Origin of the sequence: Pseudolysinimonas sp., from assembly GCF_051954455.1 — a bacterium.
In the GTDB taxonomy this organism is placed as follows: Bacteria; Actinomycetota; Actinomycetes; order Actinomycetales; family Microbacteriaceae; genus Pseudolysinimonas.
On record NZ_JBQCHS010000022.1, the window covers coordinates 31,387 to 48,062 of the forward strand.

The 16,676-nt window shown below is 73.1% G+C and carries 27 protein-coding genes; 16 read left to right on the forward strand and 11 right to left on the reverse strand.

Going from position 1 to position 16,676, the window contains the following annotated elements:
• Positions 1 to 24 precede the first annotated feature (24 nt).
• Complete coding sequence (locus ACTHM3_RS10300; RefSeq protein WP_440406005.1) at positions 25 to 273, forward strand: hypothetical protein; 249 nt, start codon at positions 25 to 27, stop codon at positions 271 to 273.
• Here ACTHM3_RS10300 and ACTHM3_RS10305 read toward each other — a convergent pair.
• Positions 270 to 812 (reverse strand): LysR substrate-binding domain-containing protein, encoded by a 543-nt coding sequence (locus ACTHM3_RS10305; protein WP_440406006.1) that lies wholly within the window; start codon positions 810 to 812, stop codon positions 270 to 272. The two genes, ACTHM3_RS10300 and ACTHM3_RS10305, sit on opposite strands and share 4 nt — an antisense overlap.
• Positions 813 to 860: 48 nt before the next feature.
• Between ACTHM3_RS10305 and ACTHM3_RS10310 the strand changes: the two genes are divergently transcribed.
• On the forward strand, positions 861 to 1,331 hold the full coding sequence (locus tag ACTHM3_RS10310) for a DUF5997 family protein (protein ID WP_440406007.1): 471 nt from the start codon (positions 861 to 863) through the stop codon (positions 1,329 to 1,331).
• A 66-nt stretch (positions 1,332 to 1,397) separates the two neighbouring features.
• Positions 1,398 to 2,417 (forward strand): NADPH:quinone reductase, encoded by a 1,020-nt coding sequence (locus ACTHM3_RS10315; protein WP_440406008.1) that lies wholly within the window; start codon positions 1,398 to 1,400, stop codon positions 2,415 to 2,417.
• Here ACTHM3_RS10315 and ACTHM3_RS10320 read toward each other — a convergent pair.
• A complete protein-coding gene (locus ACTHM3_RS10320; protein ID WP_440406009.1) occupies positions 2,392 to 3,000 on the reverse strand; it encodes a GNAT family N-acetyltransferase in 609 nt (202 codons plus the stop codon). The two genes, ACTHM3_RS10315 and ACTHM3_RS10320, sit on opposite strands and share 26 nt — an antisense overlap.
• 124 nt (positions 3,001 to 3,124) lie before the next feature.
• Between ACTHM3_RS10320 and ACTHM3_RS10325 the strand changes: the two genes are divergently transcribed.
• Genes ACTHM3_RS10325 through ACTHM3_RS10340 form a run of 4 tightly spaced genes read left to right on the forward strand, consistent with a single transcriptional unit; the run spans position 3,125 to position 5,301 of the window.
• Entirely contained in the window at positions 3,125 to 3,655 is a 531-nt protein-coding gene (locus ACTHM3_RS10325) for a DoxX family protein (RefSeq protein ID WP_440406010.1), read from the forward strand.
• 1 nt (position 3,656) lies between these two features.
• Complete coding sequence (locus ACTHM3_RS10330) at positions 3,657 to 4,397, forward strand: dienelactone hydrolase family protein (protein ID WP_440406011.1); 741 nt, start codon at positions 3,657 to 3,659, stop codon at positions 4,395 to 4,397.
• Complete coding sequence (locus tag ACTHM3_RS10335; protein WP_440406012.1) at positions 4,394 to 4,972, forward strand: mismatch-specific DNA-glycosylase; 579 nt, start codon at positions 4,394 to 4,396, stop codon at positions 4,970 to 4,972. The genes ACTHM3_RS10330 and ACTHM3_RS10335 overlap by 4 nt, the downstream gene beginning before the upstream one ends.
• Complete coding sequence (locus ACTHM3_RS10340) at positions 4,969 to 5,301, forward strand: NIPSNAP family protein (protein WP_440406013.1); 333 nt, start codon at positions 4,969 to 4,971, stop codon at positions 5,299 to 5,301. Before ACTHM3_RS10335 ends, ACTHM3_RS10340 begins: the two co-directional genes overlap by 4 nt.
• 6 nt (positions 5,302 to 5,307) lie before the next feature.
• On the opposite strand, the gene ACTHM3_RS10345 is transcribed toward ACTHM3_RS10340, so the two are convergent.
• The gene (locus tag ACTHM3_RS10345) at positions 5,308 to 6,333 is read right to left on the reverse strand and encodes an LLM class flavin-dependent oxidoreductase (RefSeq protein ID WP_440406014.1); all 1,026 of its coding nucleotides are present in this window, start codon (positions 6,331 to 6,333) and stop codon (positions 5,308 to 5,310) included.
• Positions 6,334 to 6,404: 71 nt separating this feature from the next.
• On the opposite strand from ACTHM3_RS10345, the gene ACTHM3_RS10350 reads away from it, so the two are divergent.
• On the forward strand, positions 6,405 to 6,890 hold the full coding sequence (locus ACTHM3_RS10350; protein WP_440406015.1) for a nitroreductase family deazaflavin-dependent oxidoreductase: 486 nt from the start codon (positions 6,405 to 6,407) through the stop codon (positions 6,888 to 6,890).
• On the opposite strand, the gene ACTHM3_RS10355 is transcribed toward ACTHM3_RS10350, so the two are convergent.
• Positions 6,868 to 7,503, reverse strand: coding sequence for an NAD(P)H-hydrate epimerase (locus tag ACTHM3_RS10355; RefSeq protein WP_440406016.1), 636 nt, complete (start codon positions 7,501 to 7,503; stop codon positions 6,868 to 6,870). The two genes, ACTHM3_RS10350 and ACTHM3_RS10355, sit on opposite strands and share 23 nt — an antisense overlap.
• A 29-nt stretch (positions 7,504 to 7,532) precedes the next feature.
• On the opposite strand from ACTHM3_RS10355, the gene ACTHM3_RS10360 reads away from it, so the two are divergent.
• Positions 7,533 to 8,168, forward strand: coding sequence for an FMN-dependent NADH-azoreductase (locus tag ACTHM3_RS10360; RefSeq protein WP_440406017.1), 636 nt, complete (start codon positions 7,533 to 7,535; stop codon positions 8,166 to 8,168).
• Here ACTHM3_RS10360 and ACTHM3_RS10365 read toward each other — a convergent pair.
• The gene (locus tag ACTHM3_RS10365; protein ID WP_440406018.1) at positions 8,165 to 8,854 is read right to left on the reverse strand and encodes an LON peptidase substrate-binding domain-containing protein; all 690 of its coding nucleotides are present in this window, start codon (positions 8,852 to 8,854) and stop codon (positions 8,165 to 8,167) included. The two genes, ACTHM3_RS10360 and ACTHM3_RS10365, sit on opposite strands and share 4 nt — an antisense overlap.
• Positions 8,855 to 8,858: 4 nt before the next feature.
• Positions 8,859 to 9,146 (reverse strand): GNAT family N-acetyltransferase, encoded by a 288-nt coding sequence (locus ACTHM3_RS10370; RefSeq protein WP_440406019.1) that lies wholly within the window; start codon positions 9,144 to 9,146, stop codon positions 8,859 to 8,861.
• A 53-nt stretch (positions 9,147 to 9,199) separates the two neighbouring features.
• On the opposite strand from ACTHM3_RS10370, the gene ACTHM3_RS10375 reads away from it, so the two are divergent.
• A complete protein-coding gene (locus ACTHM3_RS10375; RefSeq protein WP_440406020.1) occupies positions 9,200 to 9,715 on the forward strand; it encodes a glutathione peroxidase in 516 nt (171 codons plus the stop codon).
• Positions 9,716 to 9,754: 39 nt separating this feature from the next.
• Here the strand turns inward: ACTHM3_RS10375 and ACTHM3_RS10380 are convergent, their stop codons facing one another.
• From ACTHM3_RS10380 to ACTHM3_RS10390, 3 genes are read right to left on the reverse strand one after another with little or no spacing between them, the layout of a single operon-like run.
• Complete coding sequence (locus ACTHM3_RS10380; RefSeq protein ID WP_440406021.1) at positions 9,755 to 10,132, reverse strand: RNA-binding S4 domain-containing protein; 378 nt, start codon at positions 10,130 to 10,132, stop codon at positions 9,755 to 9,757.
• Positions 10,129 to 10,434, reverse strand: a complete 306-nt coding sequence (locus ACTHM3_RS10385; RefSeq protein WP_440406022.1) for a protealysin inhibitor emfourin — start codon at positions 10,432 to 10,434, stop codon at positions 10,129 to 10,131. The genes ACTHM3_RS10380 and ACTHM3_RS10385 overlap by 4 nt, the downstream gene beginning before the upstream one ends.
• Complete coding sequence (locus tag ACTHM3_RS10390) at positions 10,418 to 11,470, reverse strand: M4 family metallopeptidase (RefSeq protein ID WP_440406023.1); 1,053 nt, start codon at positions 11,468 to 11,470, stop codon at positions 10,418 to 10,420. Before ACTHM3_RS10390 ends, ACTHM3_RS10385 begins: the two co-directional genes overlap by 17 nt.
• 65 nt (positions 11,471 to 11,535) lie before the next feature.
• Between ACTHM3_RS10390 and ACTHM3_RS10395 the strand changes: the two genes are divergently transcribed.
• From ACTHM3_RS10395 to ACTHM3_RS10405, 3 genes are read left to right on the forward strand one after another with little or no spacing between them, the layout of a single operon-like run.
• Positions 11,536 to 12,024, forward strand: coding sequence for an NUDIX domain-containing protein (locus ACTHM3_RS10395; RefSeq protein WP_440406024.1), 489 nt, complete (start codon positions 11,536 to 11,538; stop codon positions 12,022 to 12,024).
• A gap of 51 nt (positions 12,025 to 12,075) precedes the next feature.
• Positions 12,076 to 12,609, forward strand: a complete 534-nt coding sequence (locus ACTHM3_RS10400; RefSeq protein WP_440406025.1) for a VOC family protein — start codon at positions 12,076 to 12,078, stop codon at positions 12,607 to 12,609.
• The gene (locus tag ACTHM3_RS10405) at positions 12,590 to 13,402 is read left to right on the forward strand and encodes a MerR family transcriptional regulator (RefSeq protein WP_440406026.1); all 813 of its coding nucleotides are present in this window, start codon (positions 12,590 to 12,592) and stop codon (positions 13,400 to 13,402) included. Before ACTHM3_RS10400 ends, ACTHM3_RS10405 begins: the two co-directional genes overlap by 20 nt.
• Before the next feature lie 16 nt (positions 13,403 to 13,418).
• Here the strand turns inward: ACTHM3_RS10405 and ACTHM3_RS10410 are convergent, their stop codons facing one another.
• Together ACTHM3_RS10410 and ACTHM3_RS10415 are read right to left on the reverse strand one after the other, a co-directional pair.
• Positions 13,419 to 13,877: a hypothetical protein gene (locus tag ACTHM3_RS10410; RefSeq protein WP_440406027.1), complete on the reverse strand. Its 459-nt coding sequence runs from the start codon at positions 13,875 to 13,877 to the stop codon at positions 13,419 to 13,421.
• Between the two features lie 10 nt (positions 13,878 to 13,887).
• Positions 13,888 to 14,724 (reverse strand): DUF1295 domain-containing protein, encoded by an 837-nt coding sequence (locus ACTHM3_RS10415; RefSeq protein ID WP_440406028.1) that lies wholly within the window; start codon positions 14,722 to 14,724, stop codon positions 13,888 to 13,890.
• 22 nt (positions 14,725 to 14,746) lie between these two features.
• Here ACTHM3_RS10415 and ACTHM3_RS10420 point away from each other — a divergent pair, with 22 nt between their 5' ends.
• Genes ACTHM3_RS10420 through ftsR form a run of 3 tightly spaced genes read left to right on the forward strand, consistent with a single transcriptional unit; the run spans position 14,747 to position 16,576 of the window.
• Positions 14,747 to 15,352 (forward strand): CDP-alcohol phosphatidyltransferase family protein, encoded by a 606-nt coding sequence (locus tag ACTHM3_RS10420; RefSeq protein ID WP_440406029.1) that lies wholly within the window; start codon positions 14,747 to 14,749, stop codon positions 15,350 to 15,352.
• A 13-nt stretch (positions 15,353 to 15,365) separates the two neighbouring features.
• Positions 15,366 to 15,878: an FHA domain-containing protein gene (locus ACTHM3_RS10425; RefSeq protein WP_440406030.1), complete on the forward strand. Its 513-nt coding sequence runs from the start codon at positions 15,366 to 15,368 to the stop codon at positions 15,876 to 15,878.
• Positions 15,875 to 16,576, forward strand: coding sequence for a transcriptional regulator FtsR (ftsR, locus tag ACTHM3_RS10430; RefSeq protein ID WP_440406031.1), 702 nt, complete (start codon positions 15,875 to 15,877; stop codon positions 16,574 to 16,576). The genes ACTHM3_RS10425 and ftsR overlap by 4 nt, the downstream gene beginning before the upstream one ends.
• Positions 16,577 to 16,676: the final 100 nt, after the last annotated feature.

A 16,676-nucleotide genomic window follows, 5' to 3' on the forward strand; every position in this document is an offset into this window, starting at 1 on the left:
GCGCTCGGAGCTAGCCTGGGACGCATGTGGGCTGCGATCACGTGGATGCTGGTCACCATCGGAGGAGCGGCCCTGATGCTCGCCGGCGGCGTCGTGCTTCTCATGCTGCCTCGGTTCCCGATCGGTCCGGATGGATTCGCCTTCGTCGGGTATTCCGATGGCCTGGGGGCGTTCCCGGCGATCCCCGTCGCGACGGTTCTGCTGATCGCCGGTTTCGTCGCGGCGCTCACCGGCGCGATCGGTGCCGCGGTGGTCGCTCGGCGGCGTGGCTAACGCGAGCTGTTCGCCGTGCGCCCGCGCACGATCCCGATGAACGCGTCGACCAGCGGATGCGGCGAGGCGGTCGGCCAGACGAGCGCGATCCCGGTGTCGGGCGCGTCGCGCAGCGGCCGGGCGACGACGTCGCGGCGGGAGAGCGCGCGCGCCACCGACTGCGGCAGCACCGTCACGGCGACGTTCGCGGCCACGAGCTCGATCGCCTCCGCCCCGTCGCCGTGTTCAAGGTCCGCGTCGACGATGTTCTCGTCCTCCAGGTCGACGAGGTCGAGCTCGTCGAGGCTGGCGACGAGGGATCCGCGTGGCGCCACCACCACGGGTCGCTCACGGTACAGCGGGATCGCATGGCGGTCGTCGTCGGCGGCGACGTCGCGCGCCAGGGCCATGTGCGCCGTCCCGTCGGCGAGTGCGGCGAGCGCCGCCTCCTGCGGGAGCGGCCGCAGCTCGAGCCGGCCGCCGGGGCGTCGCTCGCGCCAGATGCGCTCCCACTTGCCGGGCGTCACGCCGAGCACGAACGCGACGACCAGCGGCTCCATCCGCCCAGGCTATCCGCGGCCGGGCCGGCGGCCCCCTACGCTCGAGGGATGACCGAGGAGCCCCGCGAGGACCGCCGCCAGCAGCCGAAGCCGCGTCAGCAGCAGCTCCTGAAGCCCGCCACCGCCGCCGAGAAGCTCGGCGTGTTCCTGCCGGCGACGCCCGAGGACTTCCGCTCGACGCCCACCTCGCGCGACGCGCTGCAGGCCCTGCAGGCCGACCCGCCCGCCTGGCTCGTCACCCTGCGCCGCGAGGGGCCGCATCCCCGGAGCGAGACCGCCCGCCGTCTCGGCGTCTCCAACTCGGCGCTCGCCCGCGCCGGGGTCAGCGACGCGATGACGACCGCCGAGATCCACGCGCTGCTCGACGACCGGCCGGAGTGGCTGATCACCGAGCGCGAGATGCACGCCCCGGGGTCGGGCCGCATCCCGGGCACGGCCGTCGGCGAGCGCCCGGGCGGCGTGCGCGCGGAGACGCAGCCGCAGACCCCGAGCGACGACGAGGACGACGACGAGCTCTGACCGCTCGAAGCCGAGCGCGACCTCCGCATCCGGCGCGCCGAGCCACCGCATGGGCAGGATGAGGGCATGCGGTCGATCGTGTACGAGGAGAACGGTCCGGCGTCGGTGCTCCGACTCGTCGAGCGGGAGCCGGACGAACCCGGCCCGGGCGAGGTGCGGGTGCGGGTCGTCGTCTCCGGCGTGAACCCCACCGACTGGAAGTCGCGCGCCGGATCGACCCGGACGAGCTCCGGCCCGTCGGTGCCGAACCAGGACGGCGCGGGCGTCGTCGACGCCGTCGGCCCGGACGTGTCCGGGCTCGCGGTCGGCGACCGCGTCTGGCTCTCGATGGCCGCGTTCGCCGCTCCGATGGGCGGCTCCGCGCAGGAGTTGACGGTGCTGCGTGCCGCGCGCGTGCACCCGCTGCCCGAGGGCGTCGGCTTCGACGTCGGGGCGAGCCTCGGTGTGCCGGCCATCACGGCGCACCGCGCCCTGACCGTGTCGGAGGGATGGCCGGAGCGCCTCGCGCCCGGCTCGCTCGCCGGCGCCACCGTGCTCGTCGCGGGCGGCGCGGGAGCCGTCGGACACGCCGCGATCCAGCTCGCCCGCTGGGCCGGCGCCACCGTCATCGCCACGGTGAGCGGCGACGAGAAGGCGCGGCTCGCGACCGCCGCGGGCGCTCACCACATCGTCAACTACCGCGAGGACGGCGCCGCCGAACGCATCCGCGGGATCGCCCCCGACGGCGTCGACACGATCGTGGAGGTCGCGATCGCCCAGAACGCGGACCTCGACGCGGCCGTGCTGAAGCCGGGAGGCACCGTCGCCATCTATGCGGCGAACCCGGGCGACGAGTATCAGGTCGACATCCGCGCGCTCATGAGCCTCAACGCGCGGCTGCAGTTCGTGCTGCTCTACACCGTGCCGGAGGCGGCCATCGCGACCGCCGTCGAGGACGTGACCGAGGCCCTCGATGCGCTGCCGGTCGGCGAAGCCGCCGGTCTGCCGCTCCACCGCTTCCCACTCGAGGAGACGGCCGCCGCACACGACGCCGTCGAGGCGGGAGCCGTCGGCAAGGTGCTCATCGACGTAGCTCCCGGCGCATGACGACGCGCCGGGGCGTGGGATGCGACACCTCGCTGAAGCCGGCGTCGGCGAACACCGAGCGCGAGCCGACGTAGAGCTCGCCCCAGCCGAACCGCTGCCCCGGCGCCACGTCGATGGGGTAGGCCTCCAGCGCCCGCGCCCCGCGCGCCCGGGCGAACTCGACGGTCGCGGCGGCGAGCGCCGCCATGATCCCGCGCCCGCGGAATCCCCTGCGCGTCACGAAGCACGTGACCGACCAGACGCCCTCGTCCTCCGGATCCTCGTCGCGGCCGGCCCAGGGGATCCGCTGGGAGCGCAGGCGCACGTAGGCGATGCGCGGCTCGACGGCGCACCAGCCGACGGGCTCGTCGCCGAGGTAGGCCACGAGCCCGCTCGTCGACGCGGCGCCGGGGTGGCCGCATGCGGTCTGCTCGTACAGCCGCTCGCGACGCGGCTCCGCGGACCCCTCCGACCATTCACGGCTCGGGACCTTGAACCACTGGCACGAGCAGCGCGCTGCCTCGCCGCGGACGCCGAACACCGCGTCCAGGTCGCCAGCGCTCGCCTCATCGGCCGACACGATCCGCAGGGCCTCGTCGCTCATGCCGCGACCGTAGCGGCCGGAGGCGACATCGGGATCCTGATCTCCGCATCGGAGCTCGGTCGTCGCGGTCCCGCCGCCCCGGTCACCGGGGGATGATGGACGCATCACCGACCGGAAGGATCGCATGATCGCCAAGCTCGCCCTCCGTCTCATCGTCGGCGGGGTCTTCGCCGCCCACGGGTTGCAGAAGCTCGCGGGAGCCTGGGGCGGCGGCGGACTCGACAGCACCGAGAGGTCGATGGCCGGGTCGAACATGCACCCGGTGAAGGCGAACGCCCTCCTCGTCGCCGGCACCGAGACCCTCGGCGGCGCGGCGATCGCGCTCGGCGCGGCGACGCCCGTCGCGGCCGGCGGTCTCATCGCGACGATGATCACGGCGATCCGCAAGGTGCACGGCCGCAACGGGTTCTTCGCCGGCAAGGGCGGCTACGAGTTCAACCTGACGCTCATCGGGGCCCTGCTCGCGATCGTCGCCGACGGACCGGGCGCGGCCTCGGCGGACGCCTTCGTCGGCAGGCGGCGGTGGGGGCTGTGGGCGGCGCTGCTGGCGCTCGGCGGCGGCGCGCTCGCGTCGACCCTCGCCATCGACCTCGGCGAGGCGTCGGCCCCGGAGGCGGCCGCCGCGACCGCCGCGGCCGCCGCGACGAAGAACTGACGTGCCGCGCCCCGTCGTCGACATCGACCTCCCCGAGGTCGCGGGCGGCTCGCGCGGGCTGACCGGCGCCCTCGCGGTCCCCGACGGGCCCGGGCCCTGGCCGGGCGTCGTCCTCGTGTTCGAGGCCTATGGTCTCAACGACGTCATGCGGCGCCAGGTCGCGCGTCTCGCCGACGCGGGCTACCTCGCGCTCATGCCCGACCTCTTCGCCGAGGGCGGCGCGCGGCGCTGCCTCGGTGCGACGTTCCGCGCGCTGCGGGCGGGGGAGGGGCGGGCCTTCGTCGACATCGAGACGGCCCGCGCGGAGCTCGCCGCGCGCGCCGACTGCACGGGCGCGATCGGCGTCCTCGGGTTCTGCATGGGCGGCGGCTTCGCCCTCGCGGCCGCGATCAACGGCGGGTTCTCCGCGGCGTCGGCGAACTACGGGATGCTGCCCAAGGATCTCGACGCCCTGGCCGGCGCCTGCCCGGTCGTCGGATCGTACGGCGCCCGCGATCGCTCCCTCCGGGGCGCGGCCGCGACGCTCGAGCGGGTGCTCGCCGAGCATGACGTGCCGCACGACGTGAAGGAGTACCCGACCGCCGGCCACTCGTTCCTCAACGACGAGGAGACCGGCCCGCCCCTCGTGCGCATGATCACCCGCCCGATCCTCGGCGCCGGCCCGGAGCCCGAGGCCGCGGCGGACGCCTGGAAGCGGATCGAGGCGTTCTTCGCCGAGCACCTCGGTGGTCCGCGCGCGTGAGCTTCACCCGGGCCGAGCTCGAGTCCTACCGCGACGCCACGATCCCGGACCTCGTGGGCCCCGACGTCCGCCTCCTCTTCGTCGGCATCAACCCCGGACTCTGGACCGCGGCCACCCGCACGCCGTTCGCCCGCCCCGGCAACCGGTTCTGGCCGGCCCTGCTCGAGGCGGGCGTCATCCCGCGACTCCCGGGCTACGCCCGCGGGCTCACCGACGCCGAGCGCGCCGAGATCACGGGCGCCGGCATCGGGATCACGAACCTCGTCGCCCGGGCCACGGCGCGCGCCGACGAGCTGAGCACCGCCGAGCTGCGGGCCGGGGCCGAGCGGCTCGTCGAGAACGTCGCCGCCTGGCGCCCGCGCGTCGTCGCGATGCTCGGGGTCACGGCCTACCGCGTCGCGTTCGGCGCCCGGAAGGCCGCCGTCGGGCGTCAGCCGGAGCCGCTCGCGGGCGCCGAGCTCTGGGTGGTGCCCAACCCGAGCGGCCTCAACGCGCACGAGGATGTCGCGAGTCTCGCCCGCGCCTACGGCGAGGTCGCACGCGCGGCCGGACTCTCCGTCAGGATGGACCGGTGATCTACGAGTACCGCGCGTACACCTGCCTCCCCGGTCGCCTCCCGGCGCTGATCGAGCGCTTCGAGAAGGTGACCTTCGCCTTCTGGGAGACCTACGGCATCCGGCACGCCGGGTTCTGGACGACCGACATCGGCGAGTCGAACCAGGTGCTGCACTACCTGCTGCAGTGGAGGTCGATGGCGGAGCGCGAGCAGAAGTGGGGCGCCTTCCAGGCCGACACCGCCTGGGTCGCAGCGCGGGCCGCGACCGAGACGCCCGACAAGATCGTGGCCTCCATCAAGAGCGAGTTCTGGAGCCCGGTCGAGCGTCTCGGCACGCCGAGCGCCTGATCGGCGTCAGCGCCAGCCGAGCGCCGGCGCCACGTGCGTGATGATCGCCTCGAGCTGCGACGCGACGTAGTCGACGCCGAGCTGGTTGGGCACCGTCAGCAGGAGGGTGTCGGCCGCCTCGATCGCCTCGTCGCGGCGGAGCTCCTCTACGAGCTCGTCGGGCTCGCCGATGTAGCTGCGCCCGAAGACGGCGCGGTAGTCGTCGATGACGCCGACCGTGTCCTCCCGCTCGCCGCCGCCCGGGCCGAAGTACGCGCGGTCCTGGTCGGAGACGAGGGCGAAGATCGAGCGGCTGACCGAGGTCCGCGGGGTGCGCTCGTGACCGGCCGCCGTCCAGGCCTCGTGGAACTTCTCGATCTGCTTGCGCTGCTGCACGTGGAGCGGCTCGCCCGACTCGTCCTGCTTGAGCGTCGAGCTCATGAGGTTCATGCCCTGCTCGGCCGCCCAGACCGCCGTGGCGTCGGAGCCGGCGCCCCACCAGATGCGGTCCCGCAGGCCCGGCGACTGCGGCGTGATCTCGAGCGGTCCCGGGTGCGCGTTGGGGAACATCGGGCGGGGATTCGGCTCCGCGAAGCGGGCCCCGTCGATCACCTTGAGGAAGACCTCGGTGTTGTTGCGCGCGACGTCGGCCATGGTCATGCCCTCAGGCGCGTCGTAGCCGAAGTAGCGGTAGCCGTCGATCACCGACTCCGGTGACCCGCGGCTCACGCCGAGCTGCAGCCGGCCGCCGGCGATGAGGTCGGCGGCGCCCGCGTCCTCCGCCATGTACATCGGGTTCTCGTAGCGCATGTCGATGACGCCCGTGCCGAGCTCGATGCGACTCGTCTTCGCCCCCGCCGCGGCGAGGAGCGGGAACGGACTGCCGAGCTGGTTCGCGAAGTGGTGCACCCGGAAGTAGGCGCCGTCGGCTCCGACCTCCTCGGCGGCGACCGCGAGGTCGATGGACTGCAGGAGCACATCCGACGCGCTGCGGGTCTGGGAGCCGGGCGAGGCCGACCAGTGCCCGAACGAGAGGAAGCCGATCTTCTTCATGACTCCAGTATGTGACATGTCACCGATTAGATGCACGCGCATGGACCCGACGCGCCGGGCAGAATCGTCGCGTGCTGCCCCGCGCATTCCGCCGTCCCGTCGCCTGGTTCTCGCGCACCGTCCTGTTCCGGCGCATCGGGCCGACGATCATGCCGCCGCTGGAGCGGCTGATGGCGCGGCTGACGGGAGGCCGGGTGCAGCTGAGCGGGCTGCTGCTGCCGTCGCTCGTGCTGCACACCATCGGGGCATCGTCGGGGGTGGAGCGGAGCGTCACGCTCATGTACTGCCCCGAGCCCTGCGGGCGGATGCTCGTGACCGGCAGCAACTTCGCCCGCGACGCCCACCCGGCCTGGACGGGCAATCTGCTGAAGCACCCGGACGCCGCGGTCAGCGTCCACGGCGAGCGGATCCCGGTGCACGCCGAGCTCGTGGGCGACGACGAGCGCGAGGCGGTGTGGCGCCGGCTCGAGGAGAACTGGCCGGGATACCGCGGTTACGAGCGCGCCTCGGGCCGGGTGCTGCGGATCTTCCGGCTCACGCCGGCGGCACGGGGGTGAACGGCGACAGGTCGAGGCCGATGTCGACGAGCACGACCCGTCCCGCGTAGGACGCGCCGGGCTCCCGCCGCAGCCCCGCCTTCATCGCCCCGAAGGTCACGGTGACGTCCGCGCGCAGCACCGCCGGATCCGGCACCTCCCCGGTGTCGGGGTCGACGCCGCTCGGCAGGTCCACGGCGACCGTCGTCGGGGCGAGCGGTCGCAGCGCCTCGACGACCTCGCGCGCCCTCCCGCGGAGCGCCGCACGCCCCGCGCTGCCGATCCCGAGGATCCCGTCCACGACGAGGGAGCCGCGGGCGAGGTCGACCGCGTCCGCGGGGTCGTGCGTCGACGCGCCGGCCGCCGTCGCGGCGGCGAGGGCCTCGGCGTGCACCCGGTCCGAGACCGGCACGATCCGCACCTCGCGGCCCTCCGCCGCGAGCTCCGCGGCCGCGAACAGCGCGTCCCCGCCGTTGTTGCCGGATCCGACGAGCACGAGGAGCGGCCCGTCGAACGCGCGCAGCTCGCGCGCCAGCCCCGCGGCGGCGCGCGCCATGAGCGGCACGCCCGCGTCGAGCAGCGGTCGCTCCGCCGCGCGGATGTCGGCGGCGCGGTAGGCGCGGTTCTCGTCCATGCCTCCACCTCAGCACTACCGTGGACGCGATGCCCACCCTGCTCCGGATCGACTCCTCCGCGTCCGGCGAGCGCTCCCGCTCGCGCGCCGTCACGTCCGCGTTCACCGACGCCTGGACGGCTCTCGGGCCGGACCACGCGGTGGTCGCGCGCGACCTGCACGCCGACCCGCCGCCGCACCTGCCGTCCTCGGCCCTGCACTGGCCCGCGGGCGAGATGCCGGGGGAGCGGCCCGCCGCGTGGGAGGCCGGGCAGCGGACGTACATCGCGGAGCTGCTCGCCGCCGACGTCGTGCTCGTCGCCGTCCCGCTCTACAACTACTCGATGCCGTCGACCCTGAAGGCGTGGGTGGACCACGTGCACGTCCCCGGCGTGACGGCGGGCTTCCCGCCGGAGGAGCTGCCGCTCCGCGGGCGCCCCGTCGTGCTCGTGTCGAGCCGCGGTGCCGCCTACGGCGGGAGCGGCAGCCCCCTCGACTGGGACCACGGCACCGCCGCGCTCGAGGTCGTCCTGGGCGCGTCGATGGGCATGGTGACGCAGCGGATCGTGGCGCAGCTCACCCTCGCCGACGACGTCGAGGCGCTGGCGGATCGCCGGGCCGAGGGGCGCGCCTCGCTCGACGCGGCGCTCGAGCGGGCGCGGGCGCTGGCCGCCGACCTCGGCTAACGCGACTCCGCTTCGTCGTCGTCGTCGGGCTCGTCCCGCCCGAGCATCGCGGCGAGCTCCTCGTCCACCGCATCGACCGCGGTCGCACCGAGCGTCTGCGACGCCTCCTCCGCGGCCTCGATCAGCCGGGAGAGCAGCTCGCGCAGGCTCGTCGCGCGCAGCAGGCGCTGCAGGTCGAGCGGGCCGAGCGGCGCGATCCCGGCGAGCTGCCAGGACGACGCGACCGGATCGTCGTCGAGCTCGACATCGGCGTCGGCGCCGAGCTCCGCGAACTCCGAGACGCGCAGCCGGAACCGGCGCACCACGTCCTCGGCGCGGGCGCGCAGCTCGGCCAGGTCGTCGTCCCACTCCAGCTCCGGGAGCTCGCGCACGACCGCCTGCGGGTACGGGTCGTCGGGCAGCCACTCCACGACCTCGACGCGGCGGGTGCCGCGGGCGAGCAGCTGCACGTCGTCCTCGCCGGCCGCGACGTGCGTGATCCGCGCCATCGTGCCGATGCCGAAGCGGGCCTGCGCGTCGTGATCGCCCGACTCGGCGCCGCGCTCGATGAGCACGACGCCGAACTCCGGCTCGTCCTCCTCGAGCAGGCGCCCGAGCATGATCAGGTAGCGCCGCTCGAACAGGCGCAGCGGCAGCGGCATGTGCGGCAGCAGCACCATCCCGAGCGGGAACATCGCCGTGGCCATCGCGTCAGCCCGCGGCGAGGAGCCCGGCGCGCTCGGGGTGGCGGTCGAACCACTCGGCGACGAACCAGCACGTCGGCGTGATCGGGCCCCGACCGGAGCGCTCGACGTCGTCGACCGCGTGCTCGACGAGCTTCGCCGCGAATCCGCGGCCGCGATGCTGCGGGACGGTCACCGTGTGGTGGAAGACGATGGACGGCCCGTGGTCGCGATACTCGAGGAAGCTGACCGGCTCGCCGCCCACCAGCATCGTGTAGCGGTGCGCCGCCTCGTCGTGCAGGAACTCGGTCGCCATGGGTTCAGGCTACGTCCAGCGCCTCGACGTGCGCCGGAGATACATTCGGCTTCATGCCCACCGCCGACAGCCTCCGCGACATCGAGATCACCACCATCGACGGGGGCACGGCCACCCTCGGCGACTACGCCGACAAGGTCGTGCTCGTCGTCAACGTCGCCTCCCGCTGCGGGCTGACCCCGCAGTACGAGCAGCTCGAGCAGCTGCAGAAGCAGTACGAGGGCCGCGGCTTCACGGTGCTCGGCTTTCCGTGCAACCAGTTCATGGGGCAGGAGCCGGGATCGACCGAGGAGATCAAGGAGTTCTGCTCCACGACCTACGGCGTCACCTTCCCGCTCATGGACAAGATCAAGGTCAACGGCCGGAACAAGCACCCGCTCTACTCGGAGCTGCACCAGGTGAAGACCGCTGACGGCAAGGGCGGGCGCATCCAGTGGAACTTCGAGAAGTTCGTCATCACCCCGGGCGGCGAGGTGTCGCGCTTCCGCCCGACGACGAAGCCCGACGACCCCGCGGTGATCGCGGCGATCGAGAAGGGCCTCGACGAGGTCCCGACCGACGCTGGTTGAGCCCGTCGGAACCCGCCCAGCGCGGCGATCCCGACGACCTCAACCGCCGCCCCCGCTCAGCCACCGCTCGATGTCGCGGCGATCGCGCTTCGTCGGACGCCCGGCGCCGCGGTCGCGCACCCCGGTGAAGTACCGCTCCTCCGGCGGCGGGGGCGGCGGGCTCTGATCCTCGTAGGCCGCCTGCGCGAGCGGCGCCGACACCCGCTTGACGAGGCCGGGGTCGCGGACGATCACGATCCGCGGCGACCCGCCCTCGACCGAGAACCGGATCTCATCGCCCGCCGCGACGTGCTGCGCGGGCTTCGCGCGGTCGCCGTTCACCCGCACGTGCCCGGCCTTGCAGAGCGCGGTCGCGGCGGACCGGGTCTTCACGAGCCGCACCGCCCACAGCCAGGAGTCGACGCGCGCCGCGCTCACGCCGGCCCCGCCGCGCCCGTGCCCTCGCGCTGCACGCGATCGACGAGCTCCCGCCAGGGCCCGGTGAGTCGGCTGTCGGGCACCGAGGCCTCGTGATGCCGCTGCGGCAGGCGCGCCTCGATCCGCCACACGAAGCGGTCCCGGCCGGCCGGATCCTCGCCGACGTCGTCCCACGGGCACGCCTCGACGAGGGCGACCCAGTCGTCGTCAGGATCGGGGCGGTCGACGCTCCAGCGCCGCGTGATCCCGGCGAATCCGCCGGAGCGCACGACGACGACGGTCAGCTCACCGCGCGCCGCCATCGATCGTCACTCCCGCTCCCGACCAGCCGGCGCGGACCGCGTCGGCCTCGGCCGAATCCTCACCGTAGCGCGTGGCGGCGGCGGCGAGCGTCAGGGCCGCGAAGGCCGAGAAGTCGGTCGTCGGCTTCATGCCGGCGAGCAGCGTGTCGTACCAGATCCGCCCCGCCTTCTCCCACGCGTGACCGCCGATCGTCGTCGCGACGAGGTAGAAGGCGTGATTGGGGATGCCGGAGTTGGTGTGCACGCCGTCGTCGTCGTCCGAGGTGTCGACGTAGTCGGCCATGGTCGCCGGCTGGGGGTCCTTGCCGAGCACCGGGTCGTCGTAGGCGGTGCCCGGGGCCTTCATCGAGCGGAGGGCGACGCCCTTCACCTGCGTCGTGAACAGGCCCTGCCCGATCAGCCAGCTCGCCTCGTCGGCGGTCTGCTTCTTCTCGTACTGGAGGACGAGCGAGCCGAATACGTCCGAGATCGACTCGTTGAGGGCGCCCGACTGGTCCTTGTAGAGGAGGCCCGCGGTGTACTGCGTGACCCCGTGGGTGAGCTCGTGCCCGATCACGTCGACCGAGATCGTGAAGCGCTGGAACACCTGGCCGTCGCCGTCGCCGAACACCATCCGCTCGCCGTTCCAGAACGCGTTGTCGTAGCCCTTCTCGTAGTGCACGGTGCCGTCGAGCGGCAGACCCTGCCCGTCGATCGAGTTGCGGCCGTAGACCTCGGAGTAGAGGGCGAAGGTGGCGCCGAGGCCGTCGTAGGCCTCGTTCACGGCGACGTCCGCGACCGGGGCGTCGCCCTCGCGGCGCACCGTCGTGCCCGGCAGGGTGTCCGTGTGCTTCGCGTCGGAGATCGTGCGGTTCGGGGCGTCGCGCATCTCGGCGACGAGGCTGCCGCCCTCGACGCTCAGCGTCAGGCGGGCGGCGCGGCGGTCGTCGTCATGGCTGAGGGTGCGCCGGGCCGCGAGCGCGGCGTCGTGGAGGTGCGACTGGTCGGCCTGCGCGAGCCGGGCGAGAAGATACGGGGGGACGATGCCGGATGCCATGCAGCCGAGGGTAGACAGGTCGTCCGACAAGCGGGTGGACGCCCGGACCGGCCTAGGCTGACGGCATGGCCCGCGCGCAGCACGACCCGACGCAGCGCCGGCCGCACGGGCCCGAGGACGTCTGGGTCGACGGTCCGCACGGGCGGTTCTGGGGCGCGAACGGCGCGGCCGGGCTGCTGATCGCGGACGGCGACCGCGTGCTGCTCCAGCTCCGCGCGGTCTGGAGCCATCTCGGCGGCACCTGGGGCATCCCGGGAGGCGCTCGGAAGGGCGACGAGACCCCGGAGCAGGCGGCGATCCGCGAGGCCGACGAGGAGGCCGGGGTGCCGCCGGCGCTCGTGGACGTCATCGGGACATCGGTCTTCGACCTCGGCTACTGGTCGTACACGACCGTCCTGGCCCGCACCCGCGAGCCGTTCGAGCCGTTCGTCGGCGACGCGGAGAGCGTCGAGCTGCGCTGGACCGCGTTCGACGAGGTCCCCGACCTCCCCCTGCACCCCGGCTTCGCCGCCAGTTGGACGGAATTGCGCCCGCGCCTCGAGGCGGCCGACTAGCTGCCGGTCGCGCTTGACCCTCACGCTGCGGGAGGGGGGATCGTCGACGGCATGAGCACCTACGTCAATGCCTTCGAGATGAGCCCGGTCCCGGTACCGGGGCCCGACGCGGTCGCACCCGAGCCGTTCCACGGGATCTACGGGATGCCGTCCTTCGTGACGATCCCGACCGCCGACATGTCCGCCTCACTGGCCTTCTGGACCGACGCCCTCGGGTTCTTCGACCTGTTCAGCGTCCCGGGTCGGCTCGTGCACCTGCGCCGGTGGGCCTTCCAGGACGTTCTGCTGGTCCCGGCCGACAGGGCGTCGGAGAGCGTCCCCGCGATGACCGTCAGCTTCGCCTGCGTGCTCGATCAGATCGACCCGCTCGTGGCGGCCTGCCGGGCGATCGACGCGTCGTCGGTCGACGAGCCGGTGGACACGGCGTGGAACACGCGGGACGTCCACGTCGTCACCCCCGAGCGCGTCCGCGTCGTCTTCACGGCCGCCAAGGCCCTCGACCCGTCGAGCGAGGCGGCCCGGAACCTCGCCGCGATCGGCATCACGTCGTCGGACCCCGAGAAGAATGGTGAGCGTGACCGATGAGAGCGACGCCGACGGTCTGACGGTCGGGCGCGCCGCCGCCCGGCTCGGCCTGACCGTCCGGACGCTGCATCACTGGGACGAGATCGGCCTGGCGCGGCCGTCGTCGCGAACGGCGGCGGGGTACCGGATGTACACCGTCGCCGATGTCGAACGGCTGCGTCGGGTGGTGGCCTATCGCGAGCTGGGCCTCGATCTCGGTGCCGTCCGGGCGGTCCTCGACGATCCGACCGTCGACATCGCGACGGAGTTGCGCGCCCAGCGGGCCCGGCTCGCGGAGCGCATCGATCGGCTGGCGTCGCTGAGCGACGACCTGGAGCGGATGGCGGACGCCCACGAGCGCGGCGTCCTGCTCAGCGACGCCGAGCAGCGGACGAGCTTCGGACCGGGGTGGGATCCCGCCTGGGCCGCCGAAGCCCGGCAGCGCTACGGCGCGACGGACCAGTGGCGGCAGTACGCCGAGCGCTCCGCCGGTCGCTCGGCGGAGGAGTGGCGGTCCATCGCGCGGACCGCGCAGGAGTTCGACACCGCGCTGGCGGACGCGATGGCGGCGGGCGTCGAGCCGGGAAGCGCGGAGGCGGACCGTCTCGTCGACCGGCATCGGGAGGTGTTCTCGGCCTACTTCCCGCTCACCCGCGAGATGCAGGTCCTCCTCGGCCGCCGGTACGAACGGGATCCGGGGTTCGCCGCGCACTACGAGCGCCTGCGCCCCGGGCTGGCCTCGTGGCTGCGCCTCATCATCGATGAGGCCGCACGCTCGCGCGGCATCGATCCCGACGCCGCCGTCTGGCGGTGAGGGCGCCGGGAGGGATCTAGACGGAGGCCCCGGCCGGCTCGCGCAGCGACGCCTTCCAGGCGACGAGACCGCGCACCGTCTCCGAGTCGTCCTCGGCCAGCTCGGCCATCGCGTCCGCGGGCGCGGAGAAGTTCACCGCGACGAAGGCACGCACCGTCTCCTCGTCGTCGTGCGCGAGTCGTCGGAGCAGGTCGCAGGAGACCGTCTCGTTGCGGGCCAGCCAGCGCCGCACCTCGGCGTCGGGGTCGGCGGCCAGGGCCTCGGCGACGTCGTCCGGCAGGTGGTAGCTCGACGCGGCACTGGCCCGGATGCGGGGATTCGCATCGGCGGCGAGCAGACGGATCCGGCGGATCTTGCTCTCCGTGACCGGGGGAGCAGGATGCTGCGCCGCGATCTCCTCGGCGGTCTTCATGGCCGGGGCCATCCGCGCCAGCTGCGCGCGCTGGGCGGGCGTGTTGAACCGGATGCACGACATGGCGGTCAGGCTAACCCGCGGCTCCCGCGGTCTCATCGCGTACACGCCGCGGGAACCAGGGGATGACCGGCGAGGTCCGCTTCTGGTACTCGGCGTACTCGGGGTACCTGCTCTTCGTGATCGTCTCGGTGAACTGCGTCGACCCGATGAAGACGGCCAGGAGAAGCAGGATGCCGGTCAGGGTCCAGTCCAGCCCGCGCGCCGCGACGACCCCGAACGCCGCGACGACCCACCACTGCGCGTTCTCGAAGAAGAAGTTGGGGTGGCGTGACACGCGGAACAGGCCGGACTGCCGGAACCGGGGCGACGGCTCCCGTCCGGCGGCGCGCTCCGCGGCCTTCCACCGCTGGAAGCTCCACTGCTGCTGGTCGGCGACCGTCTCGCCGACGAGGAACCCGACGAAGAGGATCGCGAGCACGACGTCGAGCACGCCGAACGGCGTGCGGTGCTGGAACGCGGTCCACGCCGGCGACGCGATGAGGAACAGCACCGCGTTCTGGAACAGCACGATGAAGAGGAGATTGAACACCTGGAACAGCGCGGGGCTCATGCGGTCGCGGAGCACGGCCCAGCGGTAGTCCTCGTGATCGCCTCCGACGCCCGAGTAGCCGCCCTTGCGCGCGAAGTTGAAGGTGAGGCGCGCGCCCCAGAGCAGCACGAGCACGGCCATGACGTCGAGCCTCGGGTCGCGGAAGCCCGCGGCGATCGCGAAGATCCCGACGTAGACGACCGGCACGATCGACCAGATGCGGTCGACCCACGAGGTGTCCTTCGAGACGATCGACGCGATCCAGCAGACCAGGCAGACGACCGCCGCGACCACGAGCGCGACGAGGAGGGGCGACATGCGGTCAGGCTAGCCTGGGGCCGTGCCCCCGGCCGTCAGCTCGCGCGTCGTGACGGTCCCGAACGCGCTCAGCTGCCTGCGGCTGCTGCTCATCCCGGTCTTCCTCGTCCTGCTGGTCACCGAGCAGTACCTCTGGGCCCTCGTCACCCTCGTCGTCTCGAGCGTCACCGACTTCGTCGACGGCTACATCGCGCGGCACTTCAACCAGATCAGCCGGGTGGGGCAGCTGCTGGATCCCGCCGCCGACCGTCTCTTCATCTTCTCGACGCTCGTGGGGCTCGCGATCCGCGGATTCCTGCCGTGGTGGCTGGTGGGCGTCATCGTCGCGCGCGACGTGCTGCTGCTCGTGCTCGGCGTGATCCTGGCGCAGCACCGGTTCGGCCCGCTCCCGGTGCACCACCTCGGCAAGATGGGCACCTTCCTCCTCCTCGTCGCCATGCCGGTGCTGGTGCTGGGGGCGGCGTTCCCCGCCCTCGACACCTGGGCCGCGCCGGTGGGCTGGGCGGCGGCCCTGTGGGGGGTCTTCCTGTACTGGTGGGCGGGCATCGTCTACGCCGTGCAGACCGGTCGGATCATCCGAATCGGGGAGGACGACGGCGACGGGGCATCGGCTAGGGTTGAGCGCTAAAGGAGGGGATGACATGGCCGACGACCCGCACGAGGAGCACGCTCCCGAGTCGACGCCGACCACTGCGTCGGAGGTGACCCCCGCGACCCCGGGCAATGCCGGGAACGACACCACCGTCCACTTCGCCGACGACTTCGCGCAGCAGTTGAAGGCGATGGAGGCCGGGATCTCCCCCGAGGAGCAGGAGGCGATCGCCGCCCTGCCGTCCGGCTCGGCGCTCCTCATCGTCCGTCGCGGTCCGAACGTGGGCGCGCGGTTCCTGCTCGACTCGGACTCGACGATCGCGGGACGTCACCCCGATGCCGACATCTTCCTCGACGACGTGACCGTGTCGCGCCGTCACGCGGAGTTCACCCGGGTCGGCAACGTGTTCCAGGTGAAGGACCTCGGGTCGCTGAACGGGACCTACTTCGACGGCGTGCGGATCGAGTCGGCGCTCCTCAGCGACGGCGCCGAGGTGCAGGTCGGTAAGTTCCGCCTCACGTTCTACGCATCGCGTCTCGATCTCGCCCAGCTCAGCCGGTGAGGGCCGGCGCCGCCGCCCCGAAGCCCACGGCCTCGGGGCCGAATCTGCTCAGCATCGGTCAGGTGCTGCAGCGGCTCAGCCCCGAGTTCCCCGACCTGTCGCCGTCGAAGCTCCGCTTTTTGGAGGAGCGGCAGCTGGTCACGCCGTCGCGGACGGAGTCGGGCTACCGCAAGTTCTCGCCGACCGACCTCGAGCGGCTGCGCCTCGTGCTGACCATGCAGCGCGACTACTACCTCCCACTCAAGGTCATCCGCGGCTACCTCGACGACCTCGACGCGGGCCGGGAGCCCGTGCTCCCCGGCGGCGTGCAGGTGTCGGCGGCGCCATCGATGCTCCCCGCGACGCGCAAGCTGACCCGCGAGGAGCTCGTGCGGGAGTCGGGTGCGACCCCGATGCTGCTGAACGACGCGATCACCGCGTCCCTCATCGCGGCGGGCGACACGTTCACCGACGAGGCGCTCGTCGTGCTGAAGGCGCTCGTCGAGCTTCAGCGCTCCGGCATCGAGCCTCGGCATCTGCGCGGCTTCCGGGCCGCGGCGGAGCGGGAGCTCGGCCTCATCGAGAGCGCCCTGATCCCGACGGCGCGTCGCGGTGACGCCTCCAGCCGGGCCAAGGCCCTCGAGCTCGCCCGCGAGATCGCCGGACAGCTCGAGCTCGTCCGCTCGAGCCTCATCCGCTCGGCGCTGTCACGGCTCTGAGCCGACCGCCCGGGGCGCCGTCCGCGCGACACGCCCGGCGCCTCGTTGTCCCGCTCGCGGCCCACCGGTAGCGTGAGGGAGCACAGGACGTTGAACCTCA